This window comes from Citrobacter sp. On2M, assembly GCF_018035235.1.
In the GTDB taxonomy this organism is placed as follows: Bacteria; Pseudomonadota; Gammaproteobacteria; order Enterobacterales; family Enterobacteriaceae; genus Citrobacter; species Citrobacter meridianamericanus.
On sequence record NZ_WPCV01000008.1, the window covers coordinates 73,802 to 98,914 of the forward strand.

Annotated in this window: 27 protein-coding genes; 14 read left to right on the plus strand and 13 right to left on the minus strand. The window is 51.2% G+C overall.

Annotation, left to right across the window (positions count from 1 at the left end):
- Positions 1-6: 6 nt before the first annotated feature.
- Entirely contained in the window at positions 7-909 is a 903-nt protein-coding gene (gene fieF, locus On2M_RS23080) for a CDF family cation-efflux transporter FieF (RefSeq protein ID WP_151218432.1), read from the minus strand.
- A 330-nt stretch (positions 910-1,239) separates the two neighbouring features.
- On the opposite strand from fieF, the gene On2M_RS24340 reads away from it, so the two are divergent.
- Both On2M_RS24340 and On2M_RS23090 read left to right on the plus strand, forming a co-directional pair.
- A complete protein-coding gene (locus tag On2M_RS24340; protein WP_247605076.1) occupies positions 1,240-1,587 on the plus strand; it encodes a hypothetical protein in 348 nt (115 codons plus the stop codon).
- A gap of 212 nt (positions 1,588-1,799) precedes the next feature.
- Complete coding sequence (locus On2M_RS23090) at positions 1,800-2,159, plus strand: putative T6SS immunity periplasmic lipoprotein (protein WP_210905506.1); 360 nt, start codon at positions 1,800-1,802, stop codon at positions 2,157-2,159.
- A 206-nt stretch (positions 2,160-2,365) separates the two neighbouring features.
- Here On2M_RS23090 and cpxP read toward each other — a convergent pair whose 3' ends face one another.
- Positions 2,366-2,866: a cell-envelope stress modulator CpxP gene (gene cpxP, locus On2M_RS23095; protein ID WP_151224158.1), complete on the minus strand. Its 501-nt coding sequence runs from the start codon at positions 2,864-2,866 to the stop codon at positions 2,366-2,368.
- 150 nt (positions 2,867-3,016) lie between these two features.
- On the opposite strand from cpxP, the gene cpxR reads away from it, so the two are divergent.
- Positions 3,017-3,715, plus strand: coding sequence for an envelope stress response regulator transcription factor CpxR (gene cpxR, locus On2M_RS23100; RefSeq protein ID WP_003028763.1), 699 nt, complete (start codon positions 3,017-3,019; stop codon positions 3,713-3,715).
- A complete protein-coding gene (cpxA, locus tag On2M_RS23105; RefSeq protein ID WP_003840485.1) occupies positions 3,712-5,085 on the plus strand; it encodes an envelope stress sensor histidine kinase CpxA in 1,374 nt (457 codons plus the stop codon). The genes cpxR and cpxA overlap by 4 nt, the downstream gene beginning before the upstream one ends.
- A 41-nt stretch (positions 5,086-5,126) precedes the next feature.
- Here the strand turns inward: cpxA and On2M_RS23110 are convergent, their stop codons facing one another.
- The 4 genes from On2M_RS23110 to yiiM form a co-directional block, all read right to left on the minus strand.
- On the minus strand, positions 5,127-6,377 hold the full coding sequence (locus On2M_RS23110) for an MFS transporter (protein WP_210905523.1): 1,251 nt from the start codon (positions 6,375-6,377) through the stop codon (positions 5,127-5,129).
- A gap of 117 nt (positions 6,378-6,494) precedes the next feature.
- Positions 6,495-7,451, minus strand: coding sequence for a TIM barrel protein (locus tag On2M_RS23115; RefSeq protein ID WP_151224157.1), 957 nt, complete (start codon positions 7,449-7,451; stop codon positions 6,495-6,497).
- 8 nt (positions 7,452-7,459) lie between these two features.
- Positions 7,460-8,164 carry a GntR family transcriptional regulator gene (locus tag On2M_RS23120; RefSeq protein WP_187254020.1) on the minus strand — a complete coding sequence of 235 codons (705 nt, stop codon included), beginning with the start codon at positions 8,162-8,164 and terminating at the stop codon, positions 7,460-7,462.
- A gap of 228 nt (positions 8,165-8,392) precedes the next feature.
- Entirely contained in the window at positions 8,393-9,067 is a 675-nt protein-coding gene (yiiM, locus tag On2M_RS23125) for a 6-hydroxyaminopurine reductase (RefSeq protein ID WP_151218428.1), read from the minus strand.
- 152 nt (positions 9,068-9,219) lie between these two features.
- Here yiiM and On2M_RS23130 point away from each other — a divergent pair, with 152 nt between their 5' ends.
- Positions 9,220-10,116, plus strand: coding sequence for a dihydrodipicolinate synthase family protein (locus On2M_RS23130; protein ID WP_151218427.1), 897 nt, complete (start codon positions 9,220-9,222; stop codon positions 10,114-10,116).
- A 42-nt stretch (positions 10,117-10,158) separates the two neighbouring features.
- On the opposite strand, the gene kdgT is transcribed toward On2M_RS23130, so the two are convergent.
- Complete coding sequence (gene kdgT / locus On2M_RS23135) at positions 10,159-11,142, minus strand: 2-keto-3-deoxygluconate transporter (RefSeq protein WP_151218426.1); 984 nt, start codon at positions 11,140-11,142, stop codon at positions 10,159-10,161.
- Between the two features lie 235 nt (positions 11,143-11,377).
- The gene (sodA, locus tag On2M_RS23140; protein ID WP_003840480.1) at positions 11,378-11,998 is read right to left on the minus strand and encodes a superoxide dismutase [Mn]; all 621 of its coding nucleotides are present in this window, start codon (positions 11,996-11,998) and stop codon (positions 11,378-11,380) included.
- Positions 11,999-12,252: 254 nt separating this feature from the next.
- On the opposite strand from sodA, the gene On2M_RS23145 reads away from it, so the two are divergent.
- The gene (locus On2M_RS23145) at positions 12,253-13,674 is read left to right on the plus strand and encodes an L-fucose/L-arabinose isomerase family protein (RefSeq protein WP_210905507.1); all 1,422 of its coding nucleotides are present in this window, start codon (positions 12,253-12,255) and stop codon (positions 13,672-13,674) included.
- Positions 13,675-13,875: 201 nt separating this feature from the next.
- The gene (gene rhaT / locus On2M_RS23150; RefSeq protein ID WP_151218424.1) at positions 13,876-14,910 is read left to right on the plus strand and encodes an L-rhamnose/proton symporter RhaT; all 1,035 of its coding nucleotides are present in this window, start codon (positions 13,876-13,878) and stop codon (positions 14,908-14,910) included.
- Here rhaT and rhaR read toward each other — a convergent pair.
- Both rhaR and rhaS read right to left on the minus strand, forming a co-directional pair.
- Positions 14,907-15,755, minus strand: a complete 849-nt coding sequence (rhaR, locus tag On2M_RS23155; RefSeq protein WP_210905508.1) for an HTH-type transcriptional activator RhaR — start codon at positions 15,753-15,755, stop codon at positions 14,907-14,909. The genes rhaT and rhaR overlap by 4 nt on opposite strands.
- Before the next feature lie 92 nt (positions 15,756-15,847).
- Positions 15,848-16,696 carry an HTH-type transcriptional activator RhaS gene (gene rhaS, locus On2M_RS23160; RefSeq protein WP_151218422.1) on the minus strand — a complete coding sequence of 283 codons (849 nt, stop codon included), beginning with the start codon at positions 16,694-16,696 and terminating at the stop codon, positions 15,848-15,850.
- Positions 16,697-16,996: 300 nt separating this feature from the next.
- Here rhaS and rhaB point away from each other — a divergent pair, with 300 nt between their 5' ends.
- From rhaB to rhaM, 5 genes are read left to right on the plus strand one after another with little or no spacing between them, the layout of a single operon-like run.
- Positions 16,997-18,466 carry a rhamnulokinase gene (gene rhaB / locus On2M_RS23165; RefSeq protein WP_210905509.1) on the plus strand — a complete coding sequence of 490 codons (1,470 nt, stop codon included), beginning with the start codon at positions 16,997-16,999 and terminating at the stop codon, positions 18,464-18,466.
- Positions 18,463-19,722 (plus strand): L-rhamnose isomerase, encoded by a 1,260-nt coding sequence (gene rhaA / locus On2M_RS23170; protein WP_151218420.1) that lies wholly within the window; start codon positions 18,463-18,465, stop codon positions 19,720-19,722. Before rhaB ends, rhaA begins: the two co-directional genes overlap by 4 nt.
- 59 nt (positions 19,723-19,781) lie before the next feature.
- Positions 19,782-20,606 (plus strand): rhamnulose-1-phosphate aldolase, encoded by an 825-nt coding sequence (gene rhaD, locus On2M_RS23175; protein WP_210905510.1) that lies wholly within the window; start codon positions 19,782-19,784, stop codon positions 20,604-20,606.
- An 11-nt stretch (positions 20,607-20,617) separates the two neighbouring features.
- Positions 20,618-21,766, plus strand: a complete 1,149-nt coding sequence (fucO, locus tag On2M_RS23180; protein WP_210905511.1) for a lactaldehyde reductase — start codon at positions 20,618-20,620, stop codon at positions 21,764-21,766.
- On the plus strand, positions 21,763-22,077 hold the full coding sequence (gene rhaM, locus On2M_RS23185) for an L-rhamnose mutarotase (protein WP_151218418.1): 315 nt from the start codon (positions 21,763-21,765) through the stop codon (positions 22,075-22,077). Before fucO ends, rhaM begins: the two co-directional genes overlap by 4 nt.
- A 57-nt stretch (positions 22,078-22,134) precedes the next feature.
- On the opposite strand, the gene On2M_RS23190 is transcribed toward rhaM, so the two are convergent.
- Complete coding sequence (locus On2M_RS23190; RefSeq protein ID WP_151218417.1) at positions 22,135-22,683, minus strand: XRE family transcriptional regulator; 549 nt, start codon at positions 22,681-22,683, stop codon at positions 22,135-22,137.
- Between the two features lie 101 nt (positions 22,684-22,784).
- Here On2M_RS23190 and On2M_RS23195 point away from each other — a divergent pair, with 101 nt between their 5' ends.
- Together On2M_RS23195 and On2M_RS23200 are read left to right on the plus strand one after the other, a co-directional pair.
- Positions 22,785-23,444: an AzlC family ABC transporter permease gene (locus On2M_RS23195; protein ID WP_151218416.1), complete on the plus strand. Its 660-nt coding sequence runs from the start codon at positions 22,785-22,787 to the stop codon at positions 23,442-23,444.
- Positions 23,444-23,767 (plus strand): AzlD domain-containing protein, encoded by a 324-nt coding sequence (locus On2M_RS23200; protein WP_151218477.1) that lies wholly within the window; start codon positions 23,444-23,446, stop codon positions 23,765-23,767. The genes On2M_RS23195 and On2M_RS23200 overlap by 1 nt, the downstream gene beginning before the upstream one ends.
- A 42-nt stretch (positions 23,768-23,809) precedes the next feature.
- Here On2M_RS23200 and On2M_RS23205 read toward each other — a convergent pair whose 3' ends face one another.
- Positions 23,810-24,022, minus strand: a complete 213-nt coding sequence (locus tag On2M_RS23205) for a DUF1471 domain-containing protein (RefSeq protein ID WP_003825262.1) — start codon at positions 24,020-24,022, stop codon at positions 23,810-23,812.
- Between the two features lie 128 nt (positions 24,023-24,150).
- Positions 24,151-24,987 (minus strand): formate dehydrogenase accessory sulfurtransferase FdhD, encoded by an 837-nt coding sequence (fdhD, locus tag On2M_RS23210; protein WP_151218415.1) that lies wholly within the window; start codon positions 24,985-24,987, stop codon positions 24,151-24,153.
- Between the last annotated feature and the right edge of the window lie 126 nt (positions 24,988-25,113).

Genomic DNA, 25,113 nt, shown 5'->3' on the forward strand with positions numbered 1-25,113 from the left:
AACGAATCATGAAAGCTTAAACATCTTGCCTTCCTTGGGTACGACCGAACAGGGATCCTGATGAATGATGACATCTGATCCCGGGAAACGCCGTAAAATTGCCTGCTCAACCTCTTCAGCCACTAAATGCGCCTGAACGAGCGGCAGATTATCTTCCATTTCCAAATGAATCTGAATAAAGCGGGTCGGCCCTGACTGCCGCGTGCGAAGATCATGGGCGCCACTGACTCCAGGCCATGACGTCACGATATCAATAATTTCCTGACGTTCTTCATCGGGTAAAGCGCGATCCAGCAAGGACTGCACCGCCTCATATCCCATGCGTAATGCGCTAAATAAAATATAGATGCCAATCCCAAGCGCAAACAAGGCATCAGCACGATGCCAGCCGTACCATGCCAGGCCAAGCGCCAAGAGAATTGCACCGTTCATCATAACATCAGACTGATAATGAAGCATATCCGCCCGAACGGCCTGACTTTGCGTGCGTTTCACCACCCAGCGCTGAAACGAGACCAGAATGATTGTACACACTAACGCAATGATGGTGACCGCCACCCCAACACCAGGATCTTTCATTGGCGTGGGTTGGATGAGATGCTGAATCCCGGTCAGGAATAAAAACAGCGCCGAACCGGAAATAAACATGCTTTGCGCCAGTGCAGCCAGTGATTCCGCTTTTCCGTGTCCGAACGTATGTTCATCATCGGCCGGTTGCAGCGAATAGCGCACCACCAACAGGTTGGTTAACGACGCCGCGATGTCCACCAAAGAATCCACCAATGCAGCCAGAATACTGACCGATCCGGTGTACCACCACGCAAAAATTTTGATCAAAAGTAACAGCGTTGCCATCACGGTAGCCGCGATTGCTGCCCGGCTAACCAGCCGTCCATAAGTATGATTCATAAACACTCCCGCCAGAATATGCCGCTAGTATAACGGATGAAGTAAAACAGTCAGGCAATAACCGAGTGACAAATTTTGGGCAAAAAAAACCACATCATGTGGGGAAAGACAGGGATGGAATGTTGTAGCAATACATAACACACTTAAATTAGAAATTTATTCTAATAAAAAATCTACATTACGGCCTATCTTACAGCCGGATCAGCATGATCCATACACCACCTGAATACGTTTTATTCTGAATTTTTGAGACCTCTCTATAACTCTTCCAATGCTCATTTACTTTAGATGTACGATAAACACTCAATCAACATATCTTGAGGGATTAAGATGGCGTATTACCCTAATTCTATTGACTGGCAACCGATCAAGGAAGGAGGTCTGCGTAGGCTAAGGCTTGGCGAGATAAATCTTGCAAACTCGCTCTTTGGTTTCAGCATTCTTTACCAGCAAGTTTGGGTTCATCTGGAAAGTTATCTTCCTTTTGATAGTCAAAACCCCGGCCAGGCGATGACGCCCAATGGCGAAATGTGGTTTAGAAAAATAAAATACGAAGATGATTTCTCGATGCCTACAAAACAGCCAACTCCAAATGCCCAGCATCTATTTTTACATGAAATGATGCATGTTTGGCAGCACCAATATGGAATGTGGGTACGAACACGCGGAGCGTTCTGATGGGCAGCTGATTATACATACAGTCTAAATGAGAAAAACTTACTTGATTACGGACTGGAGCAGCAAGCATCCTTAGTCAGCGATTACTGGTTGTTAAAGCATTATGGGTTTGATGGGCATAGCGATCTGTATGTTTACCGTGATTATGACCCAGAAGAACCGGTGCTGGAGTTAATTCAGAAATATGAAAAGGTACTAGGGGACTTTCCGATATGAAGAAATCGATCACTTTTCTCCCTTTACTTTTATTTCTCGCCGGGTGCCCAGGGAAAGATAGAGAGGGTGCAGAGTCCGGCGAAAGACGGGCGATCTACGTAGACAACAATCGTGTTTGCTTTACCACTGATAAAAACGATGTGTTAAACCGCTATATTCTGTCAACTAATAGTATAGAAAATAAAAATTTATTAGTTGGCGATTTTAAGCATCTCACCTACCCAAGTACCTGCTTTACGGTAAATTTAGAAAAAGGGTTAGTGTATGGCGCAAGCTATACCTTAAATGGAAAAAATCACTACTACACCTTTATCATTACCAATGATGGCATTGTGTTGGATTTAGGAAAAAGCTAAGCATTATTATCAGAGTACACGGCCCTACATAGAGGCAGTAAGTTACATTGAGGTCAGCCACACATAACAAAAGCGTTTATACGCTCCAAATATCTTCTGTAAGTAGCTGCTTGTCTTTGGTAATTCGCTGTAATTTGGGCAAAAAAAACCCCCTCATCATGAGGGGGAAGACAGGGATGGTGTCTATGGCAAGGAAAACAGGGGTACTACTGGGAACGTGAGTTGCTACTACTCAATAAATTTAACGATGAGCTTTGTTTCCATTGCGCTACGTCGCGCAGTTGCTCCATTCGTTGTTCATGTTTCTCATTTAAAACCGCTTGCTGCTCGGGCGTTAACAGGCGATACATCTGATTGCGAATCCTGGCTATTTCAACCTGGCGAGCAACCTGTTCTTGCGCCATTCTTTCTGCCTGAGCGCGCACAGCGCTTTCATCAAATTTCTCTGCGGTGACAAGGCGATGCATTGTCTCCATTTCGCTAACATTAACAGGAGGCTGTTCGTGTCTTGCCTGCTGCATTAAATCTCGCATCTGTTGACGTTGATGTTCGGTTAAACTGATACCGTCAAACATGTGGCTCTGTACGCTGCGTTGCGATGAGCCATCACCCAGGTGCCAGTGATCGCCTGTGACGACTTCAGCTGCATGGCTTAAAGTACTGAATGCCAGCGTTGAGGCCATGACGGCAGCGGTAACTTTGCCCATCACTTGCTCCCAAAATCTTTTCTGTCGCGATTCAACGAGAGACAGTTTACGATTCGGGCTGCAAACATGCGTCAGGGGGTGTAAAACAACGTAAAGTCATAGATTAGCGACGCCTGATGACGTAATTTCTGCCTCGGAGGTACGTAAACAATGAATAAAATCCTGTTAGTTGATGATGACCGAGAGCTGACTTCCCTGTTAAAGGAGCTGCTCGAAATGGAAGGTTTCGATGTGCTGGTTGCCTATGATGGGGAACAAGCGCTTGAGCTTCTTGATGACAGCATCGATTTACTTTTGCTCGACGTCATGATGCCGAAGAAAAACGGTATTGATACGCTGAAAGCACTTCGTCAGACACACCAGACTCCCGTAATCATGCTGACCGCTCGCGGCAGCGAATTGGATCGCGTACTTGGCCTTGAACTGGGTGCGGACGACTATTTACCTAAACCGTTCAACGACCGTGAACTGGTCGCGCGCATCCGCGCTATTCTGCGTCGCTCGCACTGGAGTGAGCAGCAGCAGAACAGCGACAACGGTTCGCCGACGCTGGAAGTGGATGCGTTAAGCCTTAACCCGGGCCGCCAGGAAGCCAGCTTTGATGGGCAAATCCTGGAGTTAACCGGCACCGAATTCACCCTGCTCTATTTGCTGGCACAGCATCTTGGTCAGGTGGTTTCGCGTGAACATTTGAGCCAGGAAGTCCTGGGCAAACGCCTGACGCCTTTCGATCGCGCGATCGACATGCATATCTCGAACCTGCGTCGTAAGCTGCCAGAGCGTAAAGACGGACACCCGTGGTTTAAAACTCTGCGTGGTCGCGGCTACCTGATGGTCTCCGCTTCATGATAGGGAGCTTAACCGCACGCATCTTTGCCATCTTCTGGTTGACGTTGGCGCTGGTGTTGATGTTGGTGCTGATGTTACCCAAGCTCGATTCACGTCAGATGACCGAGCTACTGGACAGCGAGCAGCGCCAAGGGTTGATGATTGAGCAACACGTTGAAGCTGAACTGGCGAACGACCCACCCAACGATTTGATGTGGTGGCGTCGCTTGTTTCGGGCAATAGACAAGTGGGCGCCGCCAGGACAGCGGTTATTGCTTGTTACGACGGAAGGACGCGTGATCGGCGCAGAACGCAACGAAATGCAGATCATTCGTAACTTTATTGGTCAGGCCGATAACGCTGACCATCCGCAAAAGAAAAAATACGGTCGCGTTGAGATGGTCGGGCCTTTCTCCGTCAGAGACGGGGAAGATAACTACCAGCTGTATCTCATTCGACCTGCCAGCAGCTCACAATCAGATTTTATCAACCTGCTGTTCGACCGACCGCTGTTGTTGCTGATTGTCACTATGTTAGTCAGCTCTCCGCTATTGCTCTGGCTTGCCTGGAGCCTGGCGAAACCGGCGCGAAAATTGAAAAATGCGGCGGATGAAGTGGCCCAGGGCAACCTGCGTCAACATCCGGAACTGGAAGCGGGTCCGCAGGAGTTTCTGGCGGCAGGCGCCAGCTTTAACCAGATGGTGACGGCGCTGGAGCGAATGATGACCACGCAGCAACGCCTGCTGTCGGACATCTCTCACGAATTGAGAACGCCGTTAACCCGTCTGCAACTGGGCACTGCGCTGCTGCGCCGTCGTAGCGGTGAGAGTAAAGAGCTGGAGCGTATTGAAACCGAGGCGCACCGGTTGGACAGCATGATCAACGACCTGCTGGTGATGTCGCGTAATCAGCAGAAAAACGCGCTGGTCAGTGAAACGGTGAAAGCCAATCAGCTGTGGGGCGAAGTGCTGGATAACGCCGCCTTTGAAGCGGAGCAGATGGGTAAATCGCTCACGGTGAATTTCCCGCCGGGTCCGTGGCCGCTGTACGGTAACCCAAATGCGCTGGAAAGCGCGCTGGAAAACATTGTGCGCAATGCCCTGCGCTATTCACACACGAAGATCGAAGTGGGCTTCGCGGTGGATATCGACGGGATCACCATCACTGTAGACGATGATGGCCCGGGCGTAAGCCCTGAAGACAGAGAACAGATTTTCCGTCCGTTCTATCGTACCGATGAAGCCCGCGATCGCGAGTCTGGCGGAACTGGTCTGGGTCTGGCGATTGTTGAAACCGCAATCCAGCAGCATCGCGGCTGGGTGAAGGCCGAAGACAGCCCGCTGGGTGGTTTACGGCTGGTGATTTGGTTGCCGCTGTATAAGCGATCTTAACAGACTTCCCCGGTAATTATATTACCGGGGAAGCTCTCACCTTATGCCGCAGCCGTTGCAGTCGCCAACTTTTGCTTTTTAATCCGCTTCACCAGAATAGTCGAGCAGACAAAGCCCATTAAGCTGAACGCAATCATTACGCTAAATACATAGTTGTATCCCGTGATGCCGCTATTGGTATCCAGAAGATAGCCGTATAACGTATACGCAAACATGGCTGGCATGTAGCCAATGATACAGCCAAACGCCATTGCCGAACCGGCATACTCGCGCGGGGTACCAATCTCATCCATCGGCGCGAAGAAAATGGCACGCTGGGAGAAAATAATCGCCCCAAACCCTAATGTCGCCGCCATGCCGATATACACATTCATTGTTTGATGCGGCAATTGCATGAAAACAAGCATCGCCACGGCGGAAATCAGAAATGTCCACTTCAGGTATATTGTCGGCGATTTAGCCACCTTGTCCGCCAGTAGCCCACCAATCGGCCCTCCCACCATTTTCAACGCATACTGATTGATGATGCCGTAAGCGCCAACGAGGGCTACCGGAAGCATATAGATATCTTTCAAGAACGGGATGAAGTAGGTCAGCCCACAGTATGCAGCGTAAACGAAGAAAATCCCTAGTGAAGCCAGCCAGACGTTAGGACAGGACAACACATGCTTGATACCCTTTAACACTTCCATGTTGGCACTGGTTTTCTCGCCACCTTTAACTTCGTCATTATCGACAATAAAGTACGTCACAATACCTGCCGCAATGGTGATGAGCGTATAAAACAACAGCCCCGCCTGCATGCCTGCTTTCCCCTCACCAAACTGGACGAAGACAAACAGGGCACCAGAAGCGACAATGACGTCTACCACACCGCGTCCGGCCTCTAAAAAGCCAAACATGCGACCTTGTTCTTCTTTCGTGCCCAGCAGACGTACGGCTTTCAGCAATACCGGCCAATAAACCACATCGGCAAAGAACGCCATTGCAGCAAAGCAAATGAGATAACCGGTAAATGACGGTAGCGTTGCCAAATATAAGCCGCAAAGCCCAACACCAATGAGACCTAATGGTAATAATATTTTCTTAGAATAACGATCTGCGATATAGAGCGAAAGAAAAAGCCCGGTTGTCTGAACAATCGTATAAACCGTAAAACTCAAGCCAATTTGCGTATTGGTTAAGCCCCAGTCATTTTGCATTGGCACATAGAAAACATCTTTCATACTTGAAAGTTTAAATATTGTGCCGCCGCCTAAAATTAAAAAACAGAGTCTTGCCCATTTATTCATGAACATGATTAAACCCTCATTGCTTGTTGAGAGAAATATTCAGTTAAAATATTTAACTAATAAAGTAGATAGACTATTTGCATAATCCTTTTTACATATTAATAATATTAAGGAAATTTATTGATTAGTTATAAATTTATCGCATAAAGTACGAATATATTTTATTTGTGCAAGAGCATGTTCTTTTTCCAACGCTAGTCGCGCGTCAATCTTGTCACTCTCGGGCAGCGGTGTATAACTTGCATCACGCCATGGGATCCAGGGGTTATCACCTTCATCATCGAAGCGAAATGCTGGAGCATAATATTCAACTTCTTCTTCCAGACCAAAAGCATAGACTTGCGGCTTATCTTCACCTAAAAGTAATAATGCCTTAAGCATCTCTTCCATTGGTAAGTCACCATACCCTGATCGACAAGCCTCATGCCCCCAACCTTTACCTTCTTTAATAATTTTAGCGTCTTTGATATGCACCTGAGTGATCAAAGGAGACATGATTTCTAACGCAGAAAGCGGCTGCTCATTGGCATTAATCATGTTGCCAAAATCAAACAGAATAGAGAGATTCTTCATTCCACTATTTTTAACCAGCGTCACCAACTCATGACTTTGCAGGTCTTCATGTTGTTCAATAGTAAAGCTTAGCCCGCAGTCGTCATACCGGGACAACCACGCGATATCTTTAGCAATCTTCGCCATAACATCGTTGAGATGCCCTTCATAGCGCGGGTAGAAACGTACTGACGTTGCGCCAGTCGCCATCGCAATACGGATCGCATCCGTCAACGTCTCTTGGTCCGATGCGCTCGTTTCAATATGTACATCCAGGTTATATTGTTTGGCTTTCTCTTTAAAGTCGTGTAACTGCCGATCGTTCAGTTTCTGTAGTGATTGGGATTCACCATCTTCAACATGTATTTTCACGCCCTTTAATTTTTGCTGGTGCGCAATATCCAGAAGATCGCCCGGAAGGACTCTCTCATAACGCATATTCAGATGAAAAGCATAAGCATGTAGATACAGTGGTATATTTCTCGCACGTTCAGCAAGAAGTTCCTGGTTAAATTTATCCATTATTTCTCTCATTCATCACGAATAACAAGTTCCACTGATTCAAGTCGCCAATACTCAAAGTCAACCTGAACCACTTTTTTATCTCGGGTGGCCCGATGTTTTTCTACTAAAATTCCATACGTATTAGGCGCAACGCCCAGTTCTTTGCAGGCCACTTCTGGCATATTGACCGGTTTAAAGATCATTTCTTTGATGTTTAAAATATGACCATATACATCTTCCCAGACGCTTGCAAAAGACTGAGTACCCAGTTTGTTAATAAATTCTGGCGCAATATCGGCATCAATATAGGATTCATGGTAAAACACTTTATGCGAATCAAGCCCACACCAGCCGGTAACTAAATAACGTTCGCCGGAGGAGAGAAAAACCTCTTCAACATGATGCGGAACGGTCTCAATCGTTTCTTTGGTTAAATAATCCCAAAAAGGTTTACGACCCTGAGCACAGGCTTCAGCATTGAAACTGGAAAGTGATTTAGGGTTATAAATAAATCGCTTCGACGAAATAAACCAACCACTGCGGTTCTTTCGGAAAATACGTGCATCGATCTCAAGCTCAATCAGAACCTGACGTAAGGTCATGCGCTTCGCATCCAGCAACTCACATAACTCTCTCTCTGAGGGCAACTTGGAGCCCGCTGGCAAATTATTCTCGTTTAACCAGCTTTCAAAGCGCTCTCTGAGAACATCAACATTGTTTTTCTTTTTCATTTTTCTCAATCTGGTTTAAACCAATTTGAAGCTAAGATATTTGAGTGCAGGAAATACTCAAGTTTTTTTTCAACGCAGAGTTTCTTTTTGTGGGCCAGGTATCAAGAATGCCCTGAAAGCATGGTGTGGCAGGGGGGGTTTTTACCCGCTTTAGTACGCAGAGATAAGTGCTACGAGAGAAGTAAATCAGGTGTCACCACCTGATTTAATTGCATGAACAGAGTGAGTCTATTTTCCCCACAAACGGCGGGAATTGTCTTCGATTTTGCCGCTTAAACGACGCTTTTGCATCGTTCTGGTCCAGCTTTTCGATAGCCCGGCAGCCGACAATAAACGGTGATATTGCGAGTCATCAAACGGCATATGCCAGGCAATAGCAATCGCCTCCCGCACACTGACGTCGCTCACGCGTGACGCCAGGATCAACGGCGCGTCTGCCGATACCAGCCCGGGCGCGATAACGCTGCACAGCCAGCCTGTCTTGCCCGCATCCTGCATCTGGCTGGCCATATCGCTGATGCCAAAATGGAAATTTAGCTTGAAGCACGGCGAGCGTGGCTGCGTGACCTGAATCAACGCTTCCCCCCACTGGAAAATATCGCCAATATACACATTATCTTCCGTCAGCCCCTCAGTAGAGAGGTTCTCACCAAAAGCAGGCGCAACGAACAATTCCGTCTGTTCAGGAAAGGCTTGTTTCCAGTGCTGATAGTGTTCACGCGGATAGTGACACAAGGCGCGATCTGGCCCGCCGTGAATTTTCTTTTCCGCCTGCTCATCACCCGTCAGCCCCAGTTCAGTCAGCATCAACTCGCCGTCAACCTGAACCTTAGCAATCGCACTGGGACGGCTTCCCGTGTAGTCCCGAACTTTGCCTGTAAAAACATCGACCGGATATCGCATCTGTTCCCTCTCCCGATAAATTTCCACCATTACACCACATTTATTTTATCCCAGTCGCTCAAAATGAGAGCACGGTTCACATGAAAGTTAGGGACACATGCTATCAATACAAGCTGGTTTTGAAACATCATTTCAAATAAGGAGTCGACAACGTGATTGGTCAATCGCAATTTGCTGGCGTCTGGTGTCCTTCCATTACGCCAATGGACAATGACGGCAAGATCGATCTTAACGGTCTGAGCCAGCATCTTAAACGCCTTACCGAAGCCAACATCGACGTGATTTTGTTGATGGGCAGCATCGGGGAATTTGCCTCCTTTACGCTCGAGGAAAGATTGCTGCTAATCCGCGAGGCTCGCGCTATGAGCTCGCTGAAGATGGTCGCCAACGTCTCATCCACCTGCCAGAATGATGTGCTGTTGATGGCACAGGAAGCGTATCGCGCCGGTTACGATGCCGTGATGATCCTGCCGCCTTACTATTACGGGCAAACGGCGAAACAGCTACTGAGCTACTTCCGTCAATTGGGGCAGAAACTCAGTGGGAAATGGTTTGCCTATAACTTTCCGGCACGTACCGGTTGCGATTTAACGCCCGAGCTGGTTGCCACTCTTGCTTCTGAGTTCCCCAACTTCGCAGGCATCAAAGATACCGTCGACTGCCAGTCCCATACCCGTAGCATGATCCAGACCACCCGCGCCGTACGCGAAGATTTTGCGGTGCTGTCCGGCTATGACGAATACTATATTCCTAACCTGTTGGCAGGCGGCGCGGGTATTATTTCAGGATTAAACAACGTCATGCCGGAGTTGTTTGTCTGCGCACGAGAAGCGTTTAAGCAGGGTGACCTGGCTGCGCTTCGCGATATTCAGGACCAGATTGGCACTTACATGTCCATCTACGCCATCGGTGAGGATTTCGTCACCACCATCAAAACCGTAGTATCGCGTAAGTTTGGCTATTGCACCGGGGTTTCGCGTAATGCAGGCGGGGAGCTGAATGAAAGTGAGTGTCGAACAATTGATGAGGTGTTTGTAATCAAGGGTTAAAACAGTTATGCCGGATGGTACAAACCATCCGGCATAATCACGTTACTTCACCGCGCTGCGCATATCGATTGCCACCGCTCTGGCTTTGGCTCTTTTTGACCAGATAGAAGTGATAATCGGCACGAGGATGGAGGTTACAATCACTGACGTCGCCACCAGAGAGGTTGCCGCCGGCGCCATGGGTTTAAACGCCGGGACCATTTCCGCAATCAGTACCGGCGTGGCGACCGCTGCCCCCGCAGAACTGGAAGCCGCAATCCCCGCCGTTCCATCGCCGCCGCCGATCAGTTTATCAGCGATAATCAATGGAATGCCGGTGATGATAATCACCGCCACGCCCAGCAGAATCCCCAGTACGCCGGTCTGTGCAATCACGCTCAAATCAATAGTGTTACCTAATGCGAAGGCGAAGAAAGGGATCAACGTCTGCACCGCTTTGCTGAAGAACTCCCGCAGCTCAGGATCCAGATTCCCCAGTGCAAAGCCGATCAAAAACGGTAATACGGCACCCACAAACACGTGCGGTTCAAACGAAGCGATCCCGGCAGTTCCCAGAATCACCATCGTCATCAACGGGCCAGACTCCAGCGACATCAGGACAAACGCCCCGGCCTCTTCTTTGGTGCCGTACTGCTGCATAATCGAGGCATACAGCCCACCGTTGGTCATATCCATGGCCGCCACCAGCGCCAGCGTGGAAAGTCCGGCGAAGAATCCAACCTCCACGCCATGTTCCGGCAGAATGCGTGAGGCAATCGCCGCAACCACCCACGCCACCAGAATCTTGGTTATCACTAACGTGCCGGACTTACGCAGCACGGTGCCAGTGGCGCTTAACTTAATCGACGCACCCATGCAAAAGAACCACACCGCCAAAATCGGCACCGTACCGGTGATCATGCCGTTGGTAAAGGAGCCGAAGTATTTCCCGGCTCCGGGGGAGAAGGTGTGACATAACGCACCCAGAAACAGCGGCACCAGCATCATACCGCCTGGGATTTTCTCTATCGTACGTTTGATCTGCATTTCCATCACCTGTAGACATAAAAATGGCGCAATCTTTATGGGCGGCTGCATAGTGCTTTTGAGATGCGCCGTCTTGATGAAAAGAAGATAGACATTCGCAGAGACTATAAAAGTGATCCCACTCGCACAATAAAACATTGTTTCATTTTAAATGGATCATTGTTTTTATATTGATTTTGATCACAAAAAAACCCCCACAAGCATTGCTTGCAGGGGCTTAATTAACGCGTCGGACTTATTTTTTCGCGGCGAAACGTGCAGCAGCTTCGTCCCAGTTCACCACGTTCCAGAACTCTTTGATGTAGTCCGGGCGACGGTTCTGGAATTTCAGGTAGTAAGCGTGTTCCCAAACGTCCAGGCCCACAATCGGGAAGCCGGAAGCGCCAGAGATTGCTTCACCCATCAGCGGGGAATCCTGGTTAGCAGTGGAAACAACAGCCAGTTTGTCACCTTTCAGCACCAGCCACGCCCAGCCGGAGCCAAAACGGGTTGCCGCAGCTTTTTCAAATTCAGCTTTGAAGTTGTCCACGGAGCCGAAATCACGTTCGATAGCCGCTTTCAGGTCACCCTGCAGCGTAGTACCGGTTTTCAGGCCTTTCCAGAACAGGCTGTGGTTAGCGTGACCACCCGCGTTGTTACGCAGTACGGTTTTCTTGTCTGCTGGCAGTTGATCCAGTTTGGTGATCAGTTCTTCAGCGGACAGGCTGGCGAATTCTGGCAGGCTTTCCAGCGCGGCGTTCGCGTTGTTAACATAAGCCTGGTGGTGTTTGGTATGGTGGATTTCCATCGTCTGCTTATCGAAGTGCGGTTCAAGGGCATCATAAGCGTACGGCAGGGATGGCAGTGTATAACTCATAATCATCTCCAGTATTGTCGGGCGGCCAGTGTTAACGCCGCGTAAGCAGTTGGGTCATTATAGTTAATTAAATGATATTGAAAATGATTATCAATGCCGTACTTTTTACATGGCTATTATGAGGTAAAAGTGTGAGCATTACCGGGAGAATCAGGCAGATTTTGCCAATTGGCTAGAAAACAGGCAGCGACATGAAGGACATGGGAGATAAAGCACGACATAGTCTGAGAATTATCTCACAAGGAAATATTGCTATGTCTGTCAACATCGCCCTTTTTGGTATCGGCCTCGACACATACTGGCCCCAGTTTACAGGCCTGGAGTCACGTCTTCAGGGCTATCTGCAAGCAATTGATGAGCGTCTGACGGCGCAACAAGCCACCGTGATTAATGGCGGCCTGATTGATAACGTCGATAAAGCCGATGCCCTTACCAGACGGTTGCAGCATCAGCCGGTCGATGCGGTCTGCCTTTACATCAGCACCTACGCGCTCAGCTCAACGGTGCTACCCCTGGTGCAAAGTATCAATAAACCGGTCATTATTCTGGCCCTACAGCCAGAACCAGGATTGCCCTATTCAAAAATCCGTCAGATTCCCGATCGGGGCGGTCGTACTGGAGAATGGCTGGCGCACTGTCAGGCCTGCAGCGCTCCCGAACTGGCGAACGTCTTTAACCGCGCGAATATCCGTTTTCAACTTATTGTGGGTGCATTACAGGGCGATGAGTACGTCTGGCAACAAACGGCGCAGTGGCTACAGGCCCTTAACGCTCGTCAAATGCTGGCAAATTGTCAGGTTGGCGTACTCGGACACTATTATGACGGTATGGTGGACGTTTACAGCAATATGACGAACTTATCCGCGAAAATGGGCGTACGCTTTAAGCCACTGGAGATGTGTGAGCTGGCGGAATATCGCGAGCAGGTCAGCGAGGCAGACCTCAACGCCAAACAACAGGAAATGCACCGTGTCCTTCAGTTGGATGCGACATGCGAACCTGCAGAGCTTGATCGCGCACTCACCACTGCCTGCGCCATGGATAAACTGATCGCTCAGAATAAACTCGGTGCATTAGCCTATTACTACGAAGGTCGTAACGGCAATGCTTACGAGAACATCATCACCTCAATAATTCTCGGCAACACGCTACTCACTCATCGTGGTATTCCTGTAGCGGGAGAATATGAAATCAAAAATGTGCTGGCGATGAAAATTCAGCAACTTCTGAGTGCTGGCGGTTCATTCTCAGAACCTTACGGTATTGAATTTAAAGATGATGTTGTTTTGTGGGGACATGATGGTCCGGCACACCCGTTGATGGCGGATGGTCCGGTGAGTCTGGTTACGCTGCCAGTTTATCATGGTAAACCCGGTAAAGGCGTGTCTATCCAGATGACCGTGAAACCTGGCCCGGTAACCTTTCTTTCGGTAATTGAAGATGTCGAAAACGGGGTACGTTTACAGTATGCCGAAGGTGAAGCAGTGGCAGGTGAAGTTCTGGATATTGGCAACACCAACAGCCGCTATCGCTTCCCGTTATCGGCTCGCGAGTTCACCACGCAATGGTGCATAGGCGGTCCAGCTCATCATTGCAGCATTGGCCTGGGACACCATGGCGAGGCACTGGAAAAACTCGCCTGGCTAATGGGTATTCAGGCAGTAAGAATCTGCTAACCCTCAATATTTCCGCCCTTCTCAAAAAAGAGGGGCGGAACTGCATTTGTGATCAATATCCCTTTCATCCCGTGAATTTTGCCAGCATTACTCATCACGCGGCAGCATGCTGAAGGTTAGTTTATTGCTCACTCTTTAAACTTTTGAACATCAAAACGGTGATTTTCATCCTGTCAAATCGATAATTCAAAAGGAAACAGAATGGGTAATGCAATTACGATGGGGATAATATGGCATCTTATTGGTGCCGCTAGTGCCGCTTGTTTCTACGCCCCCTTTAAAAAAGTACAACACTGGTCCTGGGAAACCATGTGGTCCATAGGCGGTTTTGTATCATGGCTGATCCTTCCCTGGCTCGTCAGCGCGATCCTGCTGCCGGACTTCTGGGCCTATTACAGTTCATTCAGCGCATCCACACTGCTGCCGGTGTTTTTGTTCGGTGCCATGTGGGGGATTGGTAATATCAACTATGGCCTGACTATGCGCTATCTCGGTATGTCGATGGGGATAGGGATCGCCATCGGCATTACGCTCATTGTTGGCACCTTAATGACGCCAATCATAGCCGGTAAATTTGGCGTACTCATCGGCACGCCTGGAGGACGTATGACATTGCTCGGCGTGCTGGTCGCCCTGATCGGCGTGGCAATTGTAACCCGTGCCGGACAGTTAAAAGAGCGCAAGATGGGCATCAAAGCCGAAGAGTTCAATCTGAAAAAAGGTCTAATACTGGCGGTGATGTGCGGCTTTTTCTCCGCCGGGATGTCCTTTGCCATGGATGCGGCTAAACCAATGCACGAAGCCGCTGCTGCGCTCGGTATCGATCCGCTGTATGTCGCCCTGCCAAGCTATGTGGTCATCATGGGCGGTGGTGCAGTGATCAATCTGGGATACTGCTTCATTCGCCTGGCAAAAATGAAAAACCTGTCAGTAAAGGCCGACTTCTCGTTAGCAAAACCGCTGATTATCAGCAATATCCTGTTCTCGGCGCTTGCTGGTCTGATGTGGTACCTCCAGTTCTTCTTTTACGCCTGGGGCCACGCCAAAATTCCGGCACAGTATGACTATATGAGCTGGATGCTGCACATGAGCTTCTACGTCCTGTGCGGTGGTATCGTGGGCCTGATCATGAAAGAGTGGAGCAATGCCGGGAGACGCCCAGTCAGCGTACTAAGCCTTGGCTGCGTGGTGATTATTATCGCGGCAAATATTGTTGGACTGGGAATGGCCAGCTAATTATGTTGGGTGCTGAGATGACGCCACTGACTCGGCGTCATCCCGGTTTCCCGCGTGAATACCACCGAAAAGTAGTTACTGTCCTCAAAACCGCAGCGCATGGAAATCTCGCTAATCATCAACCGGCTATGTTTGAGCAGATACTGAGCATGGCAGACCCGTACCTGGCGCAGATACTGATTGATGGTCATCCCAGTCTGGCTACGAAACTGCTGGCGTAAAACCCGCTCGCTGCACTGCTCACGCTCGCAAAATTTACCCAGTTCAAAGGCATGTTCATGGCTGCCGGCTAACGCGGTTATCAGTTTATCCAGCAGCGTTTCACTCGAGGTCGCCGGGAGCGTATCCGTGGCATAACGATGGCGTTTAAGGTGCGTGACCAGTTGTCCGAACAGCAACTCCGCCATGGTAAAAGCCTGCGCATCACGCTGATTACTTTCATGCTCAAGCTGGCTGATCACATGCCGGGCCTGTGTCATACCAACGCTGCCTAGCCGCCAGTGCGGCTGCCTCGGCGTACCGTTAAATCCGGGGATCGCAGCTTGCCAGTCAACATTTAGTGTCAGCCGCTCCGGGCAGTAGATGATATTTTGCAACACAAGGTCGTTAACGGAAGTGTATGAGTGTTTATCCTCGGCACGAATGTAAAAAAGATCGCCACGGGTTATCCGATACGGGCGATCGTTAAGGACATGCAGACCATTGCCGCGCCAAACCAGCACCAGCTCGCAAAACTCGTGAGTATGCTCAGCGAAGGCATCCTGCGGATAACGATCGGCCACGGCGACAGCCTGCTGCTCATGCGCAAAAAAGTCTGATTTCAAAAGGATTAGCTGATTCGCCATCACATAACCTCAACCTGAACGCACCCGCCATCTGGCATGAAAGGCTATGATTATCAGCAAACTGACGGTAAAAAACGTTGATAGCTTTCGCGTTACTGGAGGCTGTCGCCCGCGATAAGATCACGCCCTTGACGAATATCGCGCGGCGACCACTCGAACTCACGGCGAAACAGCGTCGAAAAGTGGTTACTGTCGCCGAAACCGCAGAGATAAGCGATATCTGTCACGCTGTCATCACTGTGACGTAGCAGATGCCTGGCTTTAATCAGCCGCAAACGGTTAAGGTAGCGTTGCGGCGTCAACCCTGTTTGTTGTTTAAGCTGACGGTGTAAAGTGCGTAAAGAGAGCGAAAACTTCTCCGCCAGCGCTTCCCAACACACCTCGTCGGCAAAGTTATCTTCCAGCCATGCCATCAGAAGGTTAAGCCGTGCATCGTTATCAGTCGCCGTTTCCATCAGACTGGTTTTACGCAGCAGTACCAGCAACTGCATAAACAGAATCTCGCGATTTGCCGCCGTCGGCGTATCCATTCCCTCGCCAAGCGCTTCCATCTGCCCCACCAGATGACGAACCTGCTGCAATACATTCTGATTTACGCGCCAATGGGAGGGATACTGCCCATTTTGTTCCTGAGGCAAAAGCTGATTCAGCCCAGCCAGAAATTGAAACGCCTCCGGGGAACGATACAGAACATTGGTCAGACACAGATTGTCAGTATGTTCGTATAAATGCCTGTCATGATCGCGAACGAAACACACCGTTCCGCCGCTAATGGTGTAAGGCTGTCCGTTAAACACATGGATCCCCGTACCATGTTCGACCACCACAATTTCATGAAAATCATGATGATGCTCGGGAAACGCGGGTTGGGGAAGCCGTGGTTCAATAGCCACTGTCGCTTTACCTGTCGGAAAAAAATCCACGCAATGCAGTACGGTCATGACGGCTCCCCCTGATTAACGAATATGGCTGAATAGTAATTAAGGGTTACTACCCTCACCTTAAATTTTTGACGCCAAAGTGCGTAAACAGAGTTAATTCTTCAAGAAATGGCGGGAAAGATCGGGAAATGCGGAAGGCGTCACATCCACCCAAATACACACCATTAGCGGAAACTGTGAACAGCATCACGTTCACCTTTGCCACGCTGCCAGCCGATTATTGTGGCTGTCACTAACAAGAAGGTACGCCTTTTCAGGGGTTCTTAGACTGAGTGCAATAAAACTCAGAAGGATCTCGCTATGACTTTTCGCCATTGTGTCGCTGTCGATCTGGGCGCATCCAGTGGACGCGTAATGCTGGCGCGTTACGACAGTGACCACCGCACTCTGACGCTGCGTGAAATCCATCGCTTCGTTAACTGCCTGCAAAAAACAGAGGGTTTTGACACCTGGGATATCGACAGCCTGGAAAACGACATTCGTCTGGGGCTGAAGAAAGTCTGCGATGAAGGCATTCTCATTGACAGTATCGGCATCGATACATGGGGCGTGGATTACGTTCTGATTGATAAAAACGGTCAGCGCATCGGCCTGCCAGTTTCCTATCGCGACAGTCGCACGACCGGCATTATGTCACAGGCGATGGCGCAGCCCGGAAAAGGCGAAATCTACCGTCGCAGCGGCATTCAGTTTCTGCCCTTTAACACCTTGTATCAACTGCGTGCGCTGGTCGAACAGCAGCCGGAACTGCTCCCGCAGATAGCACATGCTCTGCTAATCCCCGACTACTTCAGCTTCCGCCTGACCGGCAAAATGAACTGGGAATACACCAACGCCACCACCACCCAGTTAGTCAATATCAACACCGACGACTGGGATGACACGCTGCTGGCATGGACCGGGGCAGACAAAGCCTGGTTTGGGCGTCCAACACACCCGGGGAACATAATTGGCCACTGGATTTGCCCGCAGAAAAACCAAATTCCGGTCGTAGCCGTCGCCAGTCACGACACTGCCAGCGCGGTCATCGCATCGCCGCTGGCCGATGAAAATAGTGCGTATCTCTCATCCGGTACCTGGTCGCTGATGGGCTTCGAGAGCAGAACACCGTATACCAACGATGCGGCGTTGGCGGCGAACATTACCAACGAAGGGGGCGCGGAAGGGCGCTACCGCGTACTGAAAAATATCATGGGACTGTGGTTGCTCCAGCGCGTTTTAAAAGAGCGTCAGATTACAGACCTGCCAGCACTTATCGCCCAAACGCAAGCGCTGCCGGCCTGTCAGTTCCTGATAAACCCAAACGACGATCGCTTTATCAATCCCGACGATATGAGCGCGGAAATTCAGGCGGCCTGTCGTGAATCAGGTCAGCCCGTTCCCCAACAAAATGCCGAACTGGCACGCTGTATCTTCGACAGCCTGGCATTGCTGTACGCCGACATCCTGCAAGAACTTGCAACGCTGCGTGGCGCAGCATTTAGCCAACTGCACATCGTGGGTGGCGGCTGTCAGAACGCCTTGCTGAACCAGCTGTGCGCGGATGCCTGCGGTATACGCGTGATGTCCGGGCCAATTGAGGCCTCCACGCTCGGCAATATTGGCATCCAGTTGATGACGCTGGACGAGCTTAACAACGTCGATGATTTCCGTCAGGTGGTGCGCGCCAACTACGACCTGACCACCTTCATTCCCAATCCTGAAAGTGAAATTGCCCGCTACCAGGCGCAGTTTCAATCACTACGACAGACAAAGGAGCTTTGCGCATGACCACTCAACTTGAACAAGCCTGGGAACTGGCAAAACTGCGTTTCGCCGCGGTAGGCATTGATGTCGAGGCGGCCTTGCGCCAACTCGATCGTCTGCCGGTCTCCATGCACTGCTGGCAGGGCGATGATGTCGCCGGTTTCGAAAATCCGGAAGGTTCGCTCACTGGAGGTATTCAGGCTACCGGTAACTATCCGGGCAAAGCACGCAACGCCACCGAACTGCGGGCCGATCTGGAGCAGGCGCTGAGCCTGATCCCGGGTCCAAAACGTCTGAATTTGCATGCGATCTATCTGGAGTCTGAAACGCCAGTCGCCCGCGACAAAATCAAACCTGAACACTTTAAAAACTGGGTTGAGTGGGCGAAAACGAACCAGTTAGGGCTTGATTTCAACCCGTCCTGCTTCTCGCACCCGCTGAGTGCAGACGGCTTCACGCTGGCTCACGCCGATGAAACCATTCGCCAGTTCTGGATTGACCACTGCAAAGCCAGCCGCCGCGTCTCGGCGTATTTTGGCGAGCAGTTGGGTACGCCGTCGGTGATGAACATCTGGATCCCGGACGGCATGAAAGACATCACCGTTGACCGTTTAGCACCACGCCAACGCCTGCTGGAAGCCCTGGACGAAGTGATCAGCGAGAAACTCGACCCGGCGCACCACATCGACGCCGTCGAGAGCAAACTGTTTGGTATTGGCGCAGAAAGCTATACCGTCGGTTCCAACGAGTTCTACATGGGTTACGCCACCAGCCGCCAGACCGCGCTGTGTCTGGATGCAGGTCACTTCCACCCAACAGAAGTGATCTCCGACAAAATCTCCGCCGCCATGCTGTACGTGCCGCGCCTGCTGCTGCACGTCAGCCGTCCGGTGCGTTGGGACAGCGATCACGTGGTGCTGCTGGATGATGAAACGCAGGCGATTGCCAGCGAGATCGTGCGCCACAACCTTTTTGACCGCGTACACATCGGCCTCGACTTCTTCGACGCCTCCATTAACCGCATCGCCGCGTGGGTGATCGGCACCCGCAATATGAAAAAAGCCCTGCTGCGCGCGCTGTTAGAACCGACCGAGCAATTGCGTCAGCTCGAAGCCAGCGGCGACTACACCGCACGTCTGGCCCTGCTGGAAGAGCAAAAGTCGCTGCCGTGGCAGGCCGTCTGGGAGATGTATTGCCAGCGTCACGACACACCAGCGGGCAGCCAGTGGCTGGACAGCGTTCGCGCTTATGAAAAAGAGATTTTGAGTAAACGTAGCTAACCCTTTTTGCCGGATGGCGGCTTCGCTTTATCCGGCATTGAATAAGACAGGTATAAAATATGCAAAACATTACCACTTCCTGGTTCGTCCAGGGGATGATTAAAGCCACTTCCGATGCCTGGCTGAAAGGCTGGGACGAACGCAACGGCGGCAACCTGACACTGCGCCTGGATGAGGCAGATATTGCGCCATTTAGCGCCGATTTCCACGAAAAACCGCGTTATATCGCACTGAGTCAGCCGATGCCGCTGCTGGCGAACACACCATTTATCGTCACCGGTTCGGGGAAATTTTTCCGCAACGTCCAGCTCGATCCGGCCGCCAATTTGGGCGTGGTGAAAATCGACAGCGATGGCGCGGGTTACCACATTCTGTGGGGTCTGACCCACGAAGCCGTGCCGACCTCCGAACTGCCCGCGCACTTCCTTTCCCATTGCGAACGTATTAAAGCTACCAATGGTAAAGACCGCGTGATCATGCACTGCCATGCCACCAACCTGATCGCCCTGACCTACGTACTGGAAAACAACACCGCGCTAATGACCCGCAAACTGTGGGAAGGCAGCACCGAGTGTCTGGTGGTGTTCCCGGACGGCGTCGGCATTCTGCCGTGGATGGTGCCGGGTACAGATGAAATCGGTCAGGCCACCGCTGAAGAAATGCAGAAACATTCGCTGGTGCTGTGGCCATTCCACGGCGTGTTCGGCAGTGGATCCACCCTCGACGAAGCGTTCGGTTTGATCGATACCGCAGAGAAGTCCGCTGAAGTTTTAGTCAAAATCTATTCGATGGGCGGTATGAAGCAGACCATAACGCGTGAAGAGCTAATCGCACTTGGCAAACGCTTCGGCGTGACGCCGCTGGCAAGCGCACTGGCATTGTAAGGAGAATAGTGATGAGCTTTATGTTGGCACTGCCAAAAATTAGCCTGCATGGCGCAGGCGCAATTGCCGATATGGTGAACCTCGTGGCGAATAAGCAATGGGGTAAAGCGCTGGTCGTCACTGATGGTCAACTGGTAAAGCTGGGCCTGTTGGATAGCCTGTTTGCCGCGCTGGATGAACATCAGATGTCTTATCACCTGTTTGATGAGGTGTTTCCAAACCCGACGGAAGCGCTGGTGCAGAAAGGCTTTGCGGCATACCAAGGCGCAGAGTGTGATTACATCATCGCTTTCGGTGGCGGTAGCCCGATCGATACCGCCAAAGCGGTGAAGATCCTGACCGCCAACCCCGGTCCGTCTACCGCCTATTCCGGCGTGGGCAAGGTAAAAAATGCTGGCGTACCGCTGGTCGCCATCAATACCACCGCCGGAACAGCAGCAGAGATGACCAGCAACGCGGTTATTATCGACTCAGCTCGCAAGGTTAAAGAGGTGATCATCGACCCGAATATCATCCCGGATATCGCCGTGGATGACGCCAGCGTCATGCTGGACATCCCGGCTTCCGTCACCGCCGCAACTGGCATGGACGCCCTGACCCATGCGGTAGAAGCCTATGTTTCCGTTGGCGCGCATCCGCTCACCGACGCCAACGCGCTGGAAGCGATTCGCCTGATCAACCTGTGGCTACCGAAAGCGGTCGACGAGGGTCATAACCTTGAAGCCCGTGAACAAATGGCGTTTGGTCAGTATCTGGCGGGGATGGCATTCAATAGCGCTGGCCTGGGTCTGGTGCATGCGCTGGCACATCAGCCGGGCGCGACCCATAATCTGCCGCACGGCGTCTGCAACGCCATCCTGCTGCCGGTAATCGAAAACTTTAACCGCCCGAACGCCGTGGCGCGCTTTGCCCGCGTGGCGCAGGCGATGGGCGTTGATACGCGCGGTATCAGCGATGAAGCGGCAAGCATGGAGGCTATTAATGCGATTCGTGCCCTGAGCAAACGCGTTGGCATTCCGGCAGGCTTTAGTTCGCTTGGCGTGACGAGAGAAGATATTGAAGGCTGGCTGGATAAAGCGTTGGCCGATCCGTGTGCGCCGTGCAACCCGCGCACTGCCAGCCGCGACGAGGTTCGCGAGCTGTATCTGGAGGCGTTATGATCCGCAAGGCCTTTGTGATGCAGGTGAATACCGACGCACATGTTGAATATCAACGTCGGCACAATCCCATCTGGCCAGAACTGGAAGCGGTGCTGAAAGCACACGGCGCCCATCACTACGCGATTTATCTCGACGAAGAGCGCAATCTGCTGTTCGCCACCGTTGAGATTGAGTCCGAAGAGCGCTGGAATGCCGTCGCCAGCACCGACGTGTGCCAGCGTTGGTGGCAGCATATGCGCGACGTAATGCCGGCCAACCCGGACAACAGCCCGATCAGCGCAGAGTTAAAAGAAGTATTTTATTTACAGTAGTCTTGTAGGCCGGATAAGGCGCTAACGCGCCGCATCCGGCACAACTCAACATAACAGTTAGTTCTGCTCAGAAACCAGAATCGCTTGGGTGTCAGGCTCCAGCGCTTTAAATATATGCGCCTGGTCCGCGGGGTAACAAATATAGTCACCCTCGCCTAGCTCCTCCGGCGATTCCGTTAATCCCACCATCGCCTTACCCTGCGTCACGATGATATGTTCAACCGATCCCGGTGGATGTGGTTCTGAAATTCGATCCGCGCCCGGTTGCGTCAGCAGCAGATAGATATCCCGCCGCGCGCCCGGTGGGCAGGCCGCCAGTAAAATGGCCTGATAATGAGCCTGCTCAGCCACGACTTTTGTCCCTTCACCACGGCGAATCACCTGCGTTTTTTGCTCCTGCGGTTCCAGCAGGCGCGCAAAGGGAATATCCAATGCTACACACAGCGACCACAGCGTTTCCAGGCTAGGATTTCCATTGCCCGCTTCCAATTGCGAGAGTGTCGATTTTGCAATTCCTGCACGACGGGCAATCTCCGCCAGCGATAAACCGGTGCGCTGACGTTCACGCACAAGACTTTTCGCGATCATACTGATGGGTTGGGTCATTCACGACTCCGCGTTCTTTATATCGAACAAATCGTTCGACTTGTAAATCAAACTTGTTGCGTTCATTATAATGAAAACTCGTTCGATACGGCTAAAACGGTATGAAACATTATTTTTCCAGTCTCAAAGGCGACACGATAAAAGCAATATTTTTAGTCTGTCTGGCCGTCGGGGTTGTGGGCATGTCTTACGGCTCGCTGGCGATGGCTTATGGCTTCCCGCTGTGGGTACCGTTTGTGCTCTCTGTTACGGTGCTGGCGGGCGCGTCCGAGTTTATGTTTATCGGTATCGTCGCCAGCGGCGGTAATCCACTGGCGGCTGCGGCTGCCGGTTTACTGGTTAACGCCCGGCACGTGCCGTTCGGCGTTACGGTGCGCGATCTGGTAGGGAAACGTGCCGCCAGCTACCTCGGCTGCCATATCATGAACGACGAAAGCGTGGTGTTTGGCCTGTCGCAAAAAACGCCAGAACAGCGTAAAGCCGCCTACTGGCTGTGCGGTCTGGGCGTCGCGGTTTTCTGGCCTGTTGGCACGCTGGTCGGCGCGGTCGTCGGCAGGCTTCTGCCCGCTCCGGAAACTATCGGTCTGGATGCCGTCTTCCCTGCCATTCTGCTGGCGCTAGTCGTCCCGGCATTTAAAAACCGTACGACGCTTATCCGCGCCTGCAGCGGTGCCACGCTGTCTCTCGCCGCCGTCCCTTTTGCACCGGTGGGTTTGCCGGTACTGCTTTCGCTGTTTGGCTTACTGACGAGGAAAAAATGATGGGCAATATGACGCTGTTTATCGTCGGTATCGCCGTGTTATCTCTGGGAACCTATTTAATGCGTTTAGGGGGAACTAAGCTGGGGAGCCGTTTAGCACTCTCAGAACGCTCGCAGGCGCTGCTTTCCGACGCTGCCACCGTATTACTGTTTTCCGTTGCGCTGGCGACCACCTTTTACGAAGGCGAACACTTTGCTGGCATGGCTCGCGTGCTGGGCGTGGCTTTTGCGGTGTTTCTCGCCTGGCGTAAGCTGCCGCTGATTGTAGTGATCGTTGCCGCCGCAGTGGTGACCGCGTTGTTAAGAATGGCAGGTATACATTAAAAAAGCGCCTCCAGGGCGCTCTTTCGACAATACAAAGATCTCTTATTTCAGCAATTCTGCGGTCATATGCACGCGGTTACCGGTGTATGCCTGAGTGATTTTGTAATCGCTGGCACCTGCACGTTCAGCCTGAGCGGCAATTTTTGCTTCAGCGCTTTCCAGCGTAGAACCGGTCGCGGTAACTGTCTGAGCAGCGAAAGAACCGAAAGAAGTAGCCAGAGCGATAACTGCGACAAAAGTTTTGATGCTTTTCATGATATAAACCCTTTAACTTAGTTGTTTGAGTAAGGCACCGTGCCTTGATGTGATGAATAATAGCCCTCACATCACACAACTAAAAGCGGAAGGATTTGCCAGTCTTATTCAAATTAATTGAACACCTGTTATTCTGTTACCAGACGCTCGGGATGGGTATAAATCGTTGCCCTGCCCGGTTTACAAAAGCCCACCAGCGTCAGGTTACAGCGTTCGGCAACCTCTACCGCCAGCGTTGTCGCGGCAGACACAGCAAACAGAATCTCCACGCCGCACATCGCCGACTTCTGCACCATCTCGTAGCTGGCGCGACTGGAGACTAATACCGCGCCCGGTCGCCAGGCTTCCCCTTCGATAGCACGTCGTCCCAGCAGTTTATCCAGCGCAACATGGCGCCCAACATCTTCATGTCCGCCCGCCAGATAACCTGACGGCTGTACCCAGGCAGCCGCGTGCGTGCAACCTGTCAGTTGCCCAACAGGCTGGAAATCAGGGAGATGCCTTAAAGCGTTATCGAGATGTGCCAGATCGAATGTCTGGGTAAACGGCAGAGGCTGGACCGGCTTGCCAATGTCATTGAGTTGTTCAACGCCGCAAACGCCACAACCGGTACGACCGGCCAGCGCACGACGTCGCTCCTTCAACCCCATAAAACGACGGCTGGACAGCTCAACCTGCACTTCTAATCCGTTACAAGAAGGAACCACTTCCATCCCGTAGATATCCTGTGGGCGCTCAATAATGCCTTCAGAAAGTGAAAAGCCCATCGCAAAGTGCTCAAGATCTTTCGGTGATGCCATCATCACCACGTGCGAAATCCCATTATAAACCAGCGCAACCGGTACTTCTTCAGCGACGACATCCAGCTGAGAATGTAGCAAATCCTCGCGTTTCCAGAGGGTCAGTTGGCGCGATCCTGTCAAACTCATCACATTTTTGATGTTTTCTTGAATAATCTTATTCACTTTCTTTTAACCATATTGGAACACGCATACCAACATTGTGGTATTCTTTACAAACCCCTCCTGGAGGGAGGGAAATTCACCCAATTCTGGACCTTTGCGGTCCCGTCCGCAAAGAAAAATAACAAC

Coding starts and splice junctions, on each gene's coding strand:
- yiiM (WP_151218428.1), bottom strand. CDS start 9,067: ATGCGATATCCGGTCGATGTTTTTACAGGCAAAGTTCGGGACTACACG.
- rhaM (WP_151218418.1), top strand. CDS start 21,763: ATGATCCGCAAGGCCTTTGTGATGCAGGTGAATACCGACGCACATGTT.
- On2M_RS23195 (WP_151218416.1), top strand. CDS start 22,785: ATGAAACATTATTTTTCCAGTCTCAAAGGCGACACGATAAAAGCAATA.
- On2M_RS23115 (WP_151224157.1), bottom strand. CDS start 7,451: ATGGATAAATTTAACCAGGAACTTCTTGCTGAACGTGCGAGAAATATA.
- rhaT (WP_151218424.1), top strand. CDS start 13,876: ATGGGTAATGCAATTACGATGGGGATAATATGGCATCTTATTGGTGCC.
- On2M_RS24340 (WP_247605076.1), top strand. CDS start 1,240: ATGGCGTATTACCCTAATTCTATTGACTGGCAACCGATCAAGGAAGGA.
- rhaD (WP_210905510.1), top strand. CDS start 19,782: ATGCAAAACATTACCACTTCCTGGTTCGTCCAGGGGATGATTAAAGCC.
- kdgT (WP_151218426.1), bottom strand. CDS start 11,142: ATGCAGATCAAACGTACGATAGAGAAAATCCCAGGCGGTATGATGCTG.
- fieF (WP_151218432.1), bottom strand. CDS start 909: ATGAATCATACTTATGGACGGCTGGTTAGCCGGGCAGCAATCGCGGCT.
- On2M_RS23205 (WP_003825262.1), bottom strand. CDS start 24,022: ATGAAAAGCATCAAAACTTTTGTCGCAGTTATCGCTCTGGCTACTTCT.
- On2M_RS23190 (WP_151218417.1), bottom strand. CDS start 22,683: ATGACCCAACCCATCAGTATGATCGCGAAAAGTCTTGTGCGTGAACGT.
- rhaR (WP_210905508.1), bottom strand. CDS start 15,755: ATGGCGAATCAGCTAATCCTTTTGAAATCAGACTTTTTTGCGCATGAG.
- On2M_RS23145 (WP_210905507.1), top strand. CDS start 12,253: ATGTCTGTCAACATCGCCCTTTTTGGTATCGGCCTCGACACATACTGG.
- rhaA (WP_151218420.1), top strand. CDS start 18,463: ATGACCACTCAACTTGAACAAGCCTGGGAACTGGCAAAACTGCGTTTC.
- sodA (WP_003840480.1), bottom strand. CDS start 11,998: ATGAGTTATACACTGCCATCCCTGCCGTACGCTTATGATGCCCTTGAA.
- rhaB (WP_210905509.1), top strand. CDS start 16,997: ATGACTTTTCGCCATTGTGTCGCTGTCGATCTGGGCGCATCCAGTGGA.
- On2M_RS23120 (WP_187254020.1), bottom strand. CDS start 8,164: ATGAAAAAGAAAAACAATGTTGATGTTCTCAGAGAGCGCTTTGAAAGC.
- fucO (WP_210905511.1), top strand. CDS start 20,618: ATGAGCTTTATGTTGGCACTGCCAAAAATTAGCCTGCATGGCGCAGGC.
- cpxP (WP_151224158.1), bottom strand. CDS start 2,866: ATGGGCAAAGTTACCGCTGCCGTCATGGCCTCAACGCTGGCATTCAGT.
- rhaS (WP_151218422.1), bottom strand. CDS start 16,696: ATGACCGTACTGCATTGCGTGGATTTTTTTCCGACAGGTAAAGCGACA.
- On2M_RS23200 (WP_151218477.1), top strand. CDS start 23,444: ATGGGCAATATGACGCTGTTTATCGTCGGTATCGCCGTGTTATCTCTG.
- cpxR (WP_003028763.1), top strand. CDS start 3,017: ATGAATAAAATCCTGTTAGTTGATGATGACCGAGAGCTGACTTCCCTG.
- On2M_RS23110 (WP_210905523.1), bottom strand. CDS start 6,377: ATGAATAAATGGGCAAGACTCTGTTTTTTAATTTTAGGCGGCGGCACA.
- On2M_RS23090 (WP_210905506.1), top strand. CDS start 1,800: ATGAAGAAATCGATCACTTTTCTCCCTTTACTTTTATTTCTCGCCGGG.
- cpxA (WP_003840485.1), top strand. CDS start 3,712: ATGATAGGGAGCTTAACCGCACGCATCTTTGCCATCTTCTGGTTGACG.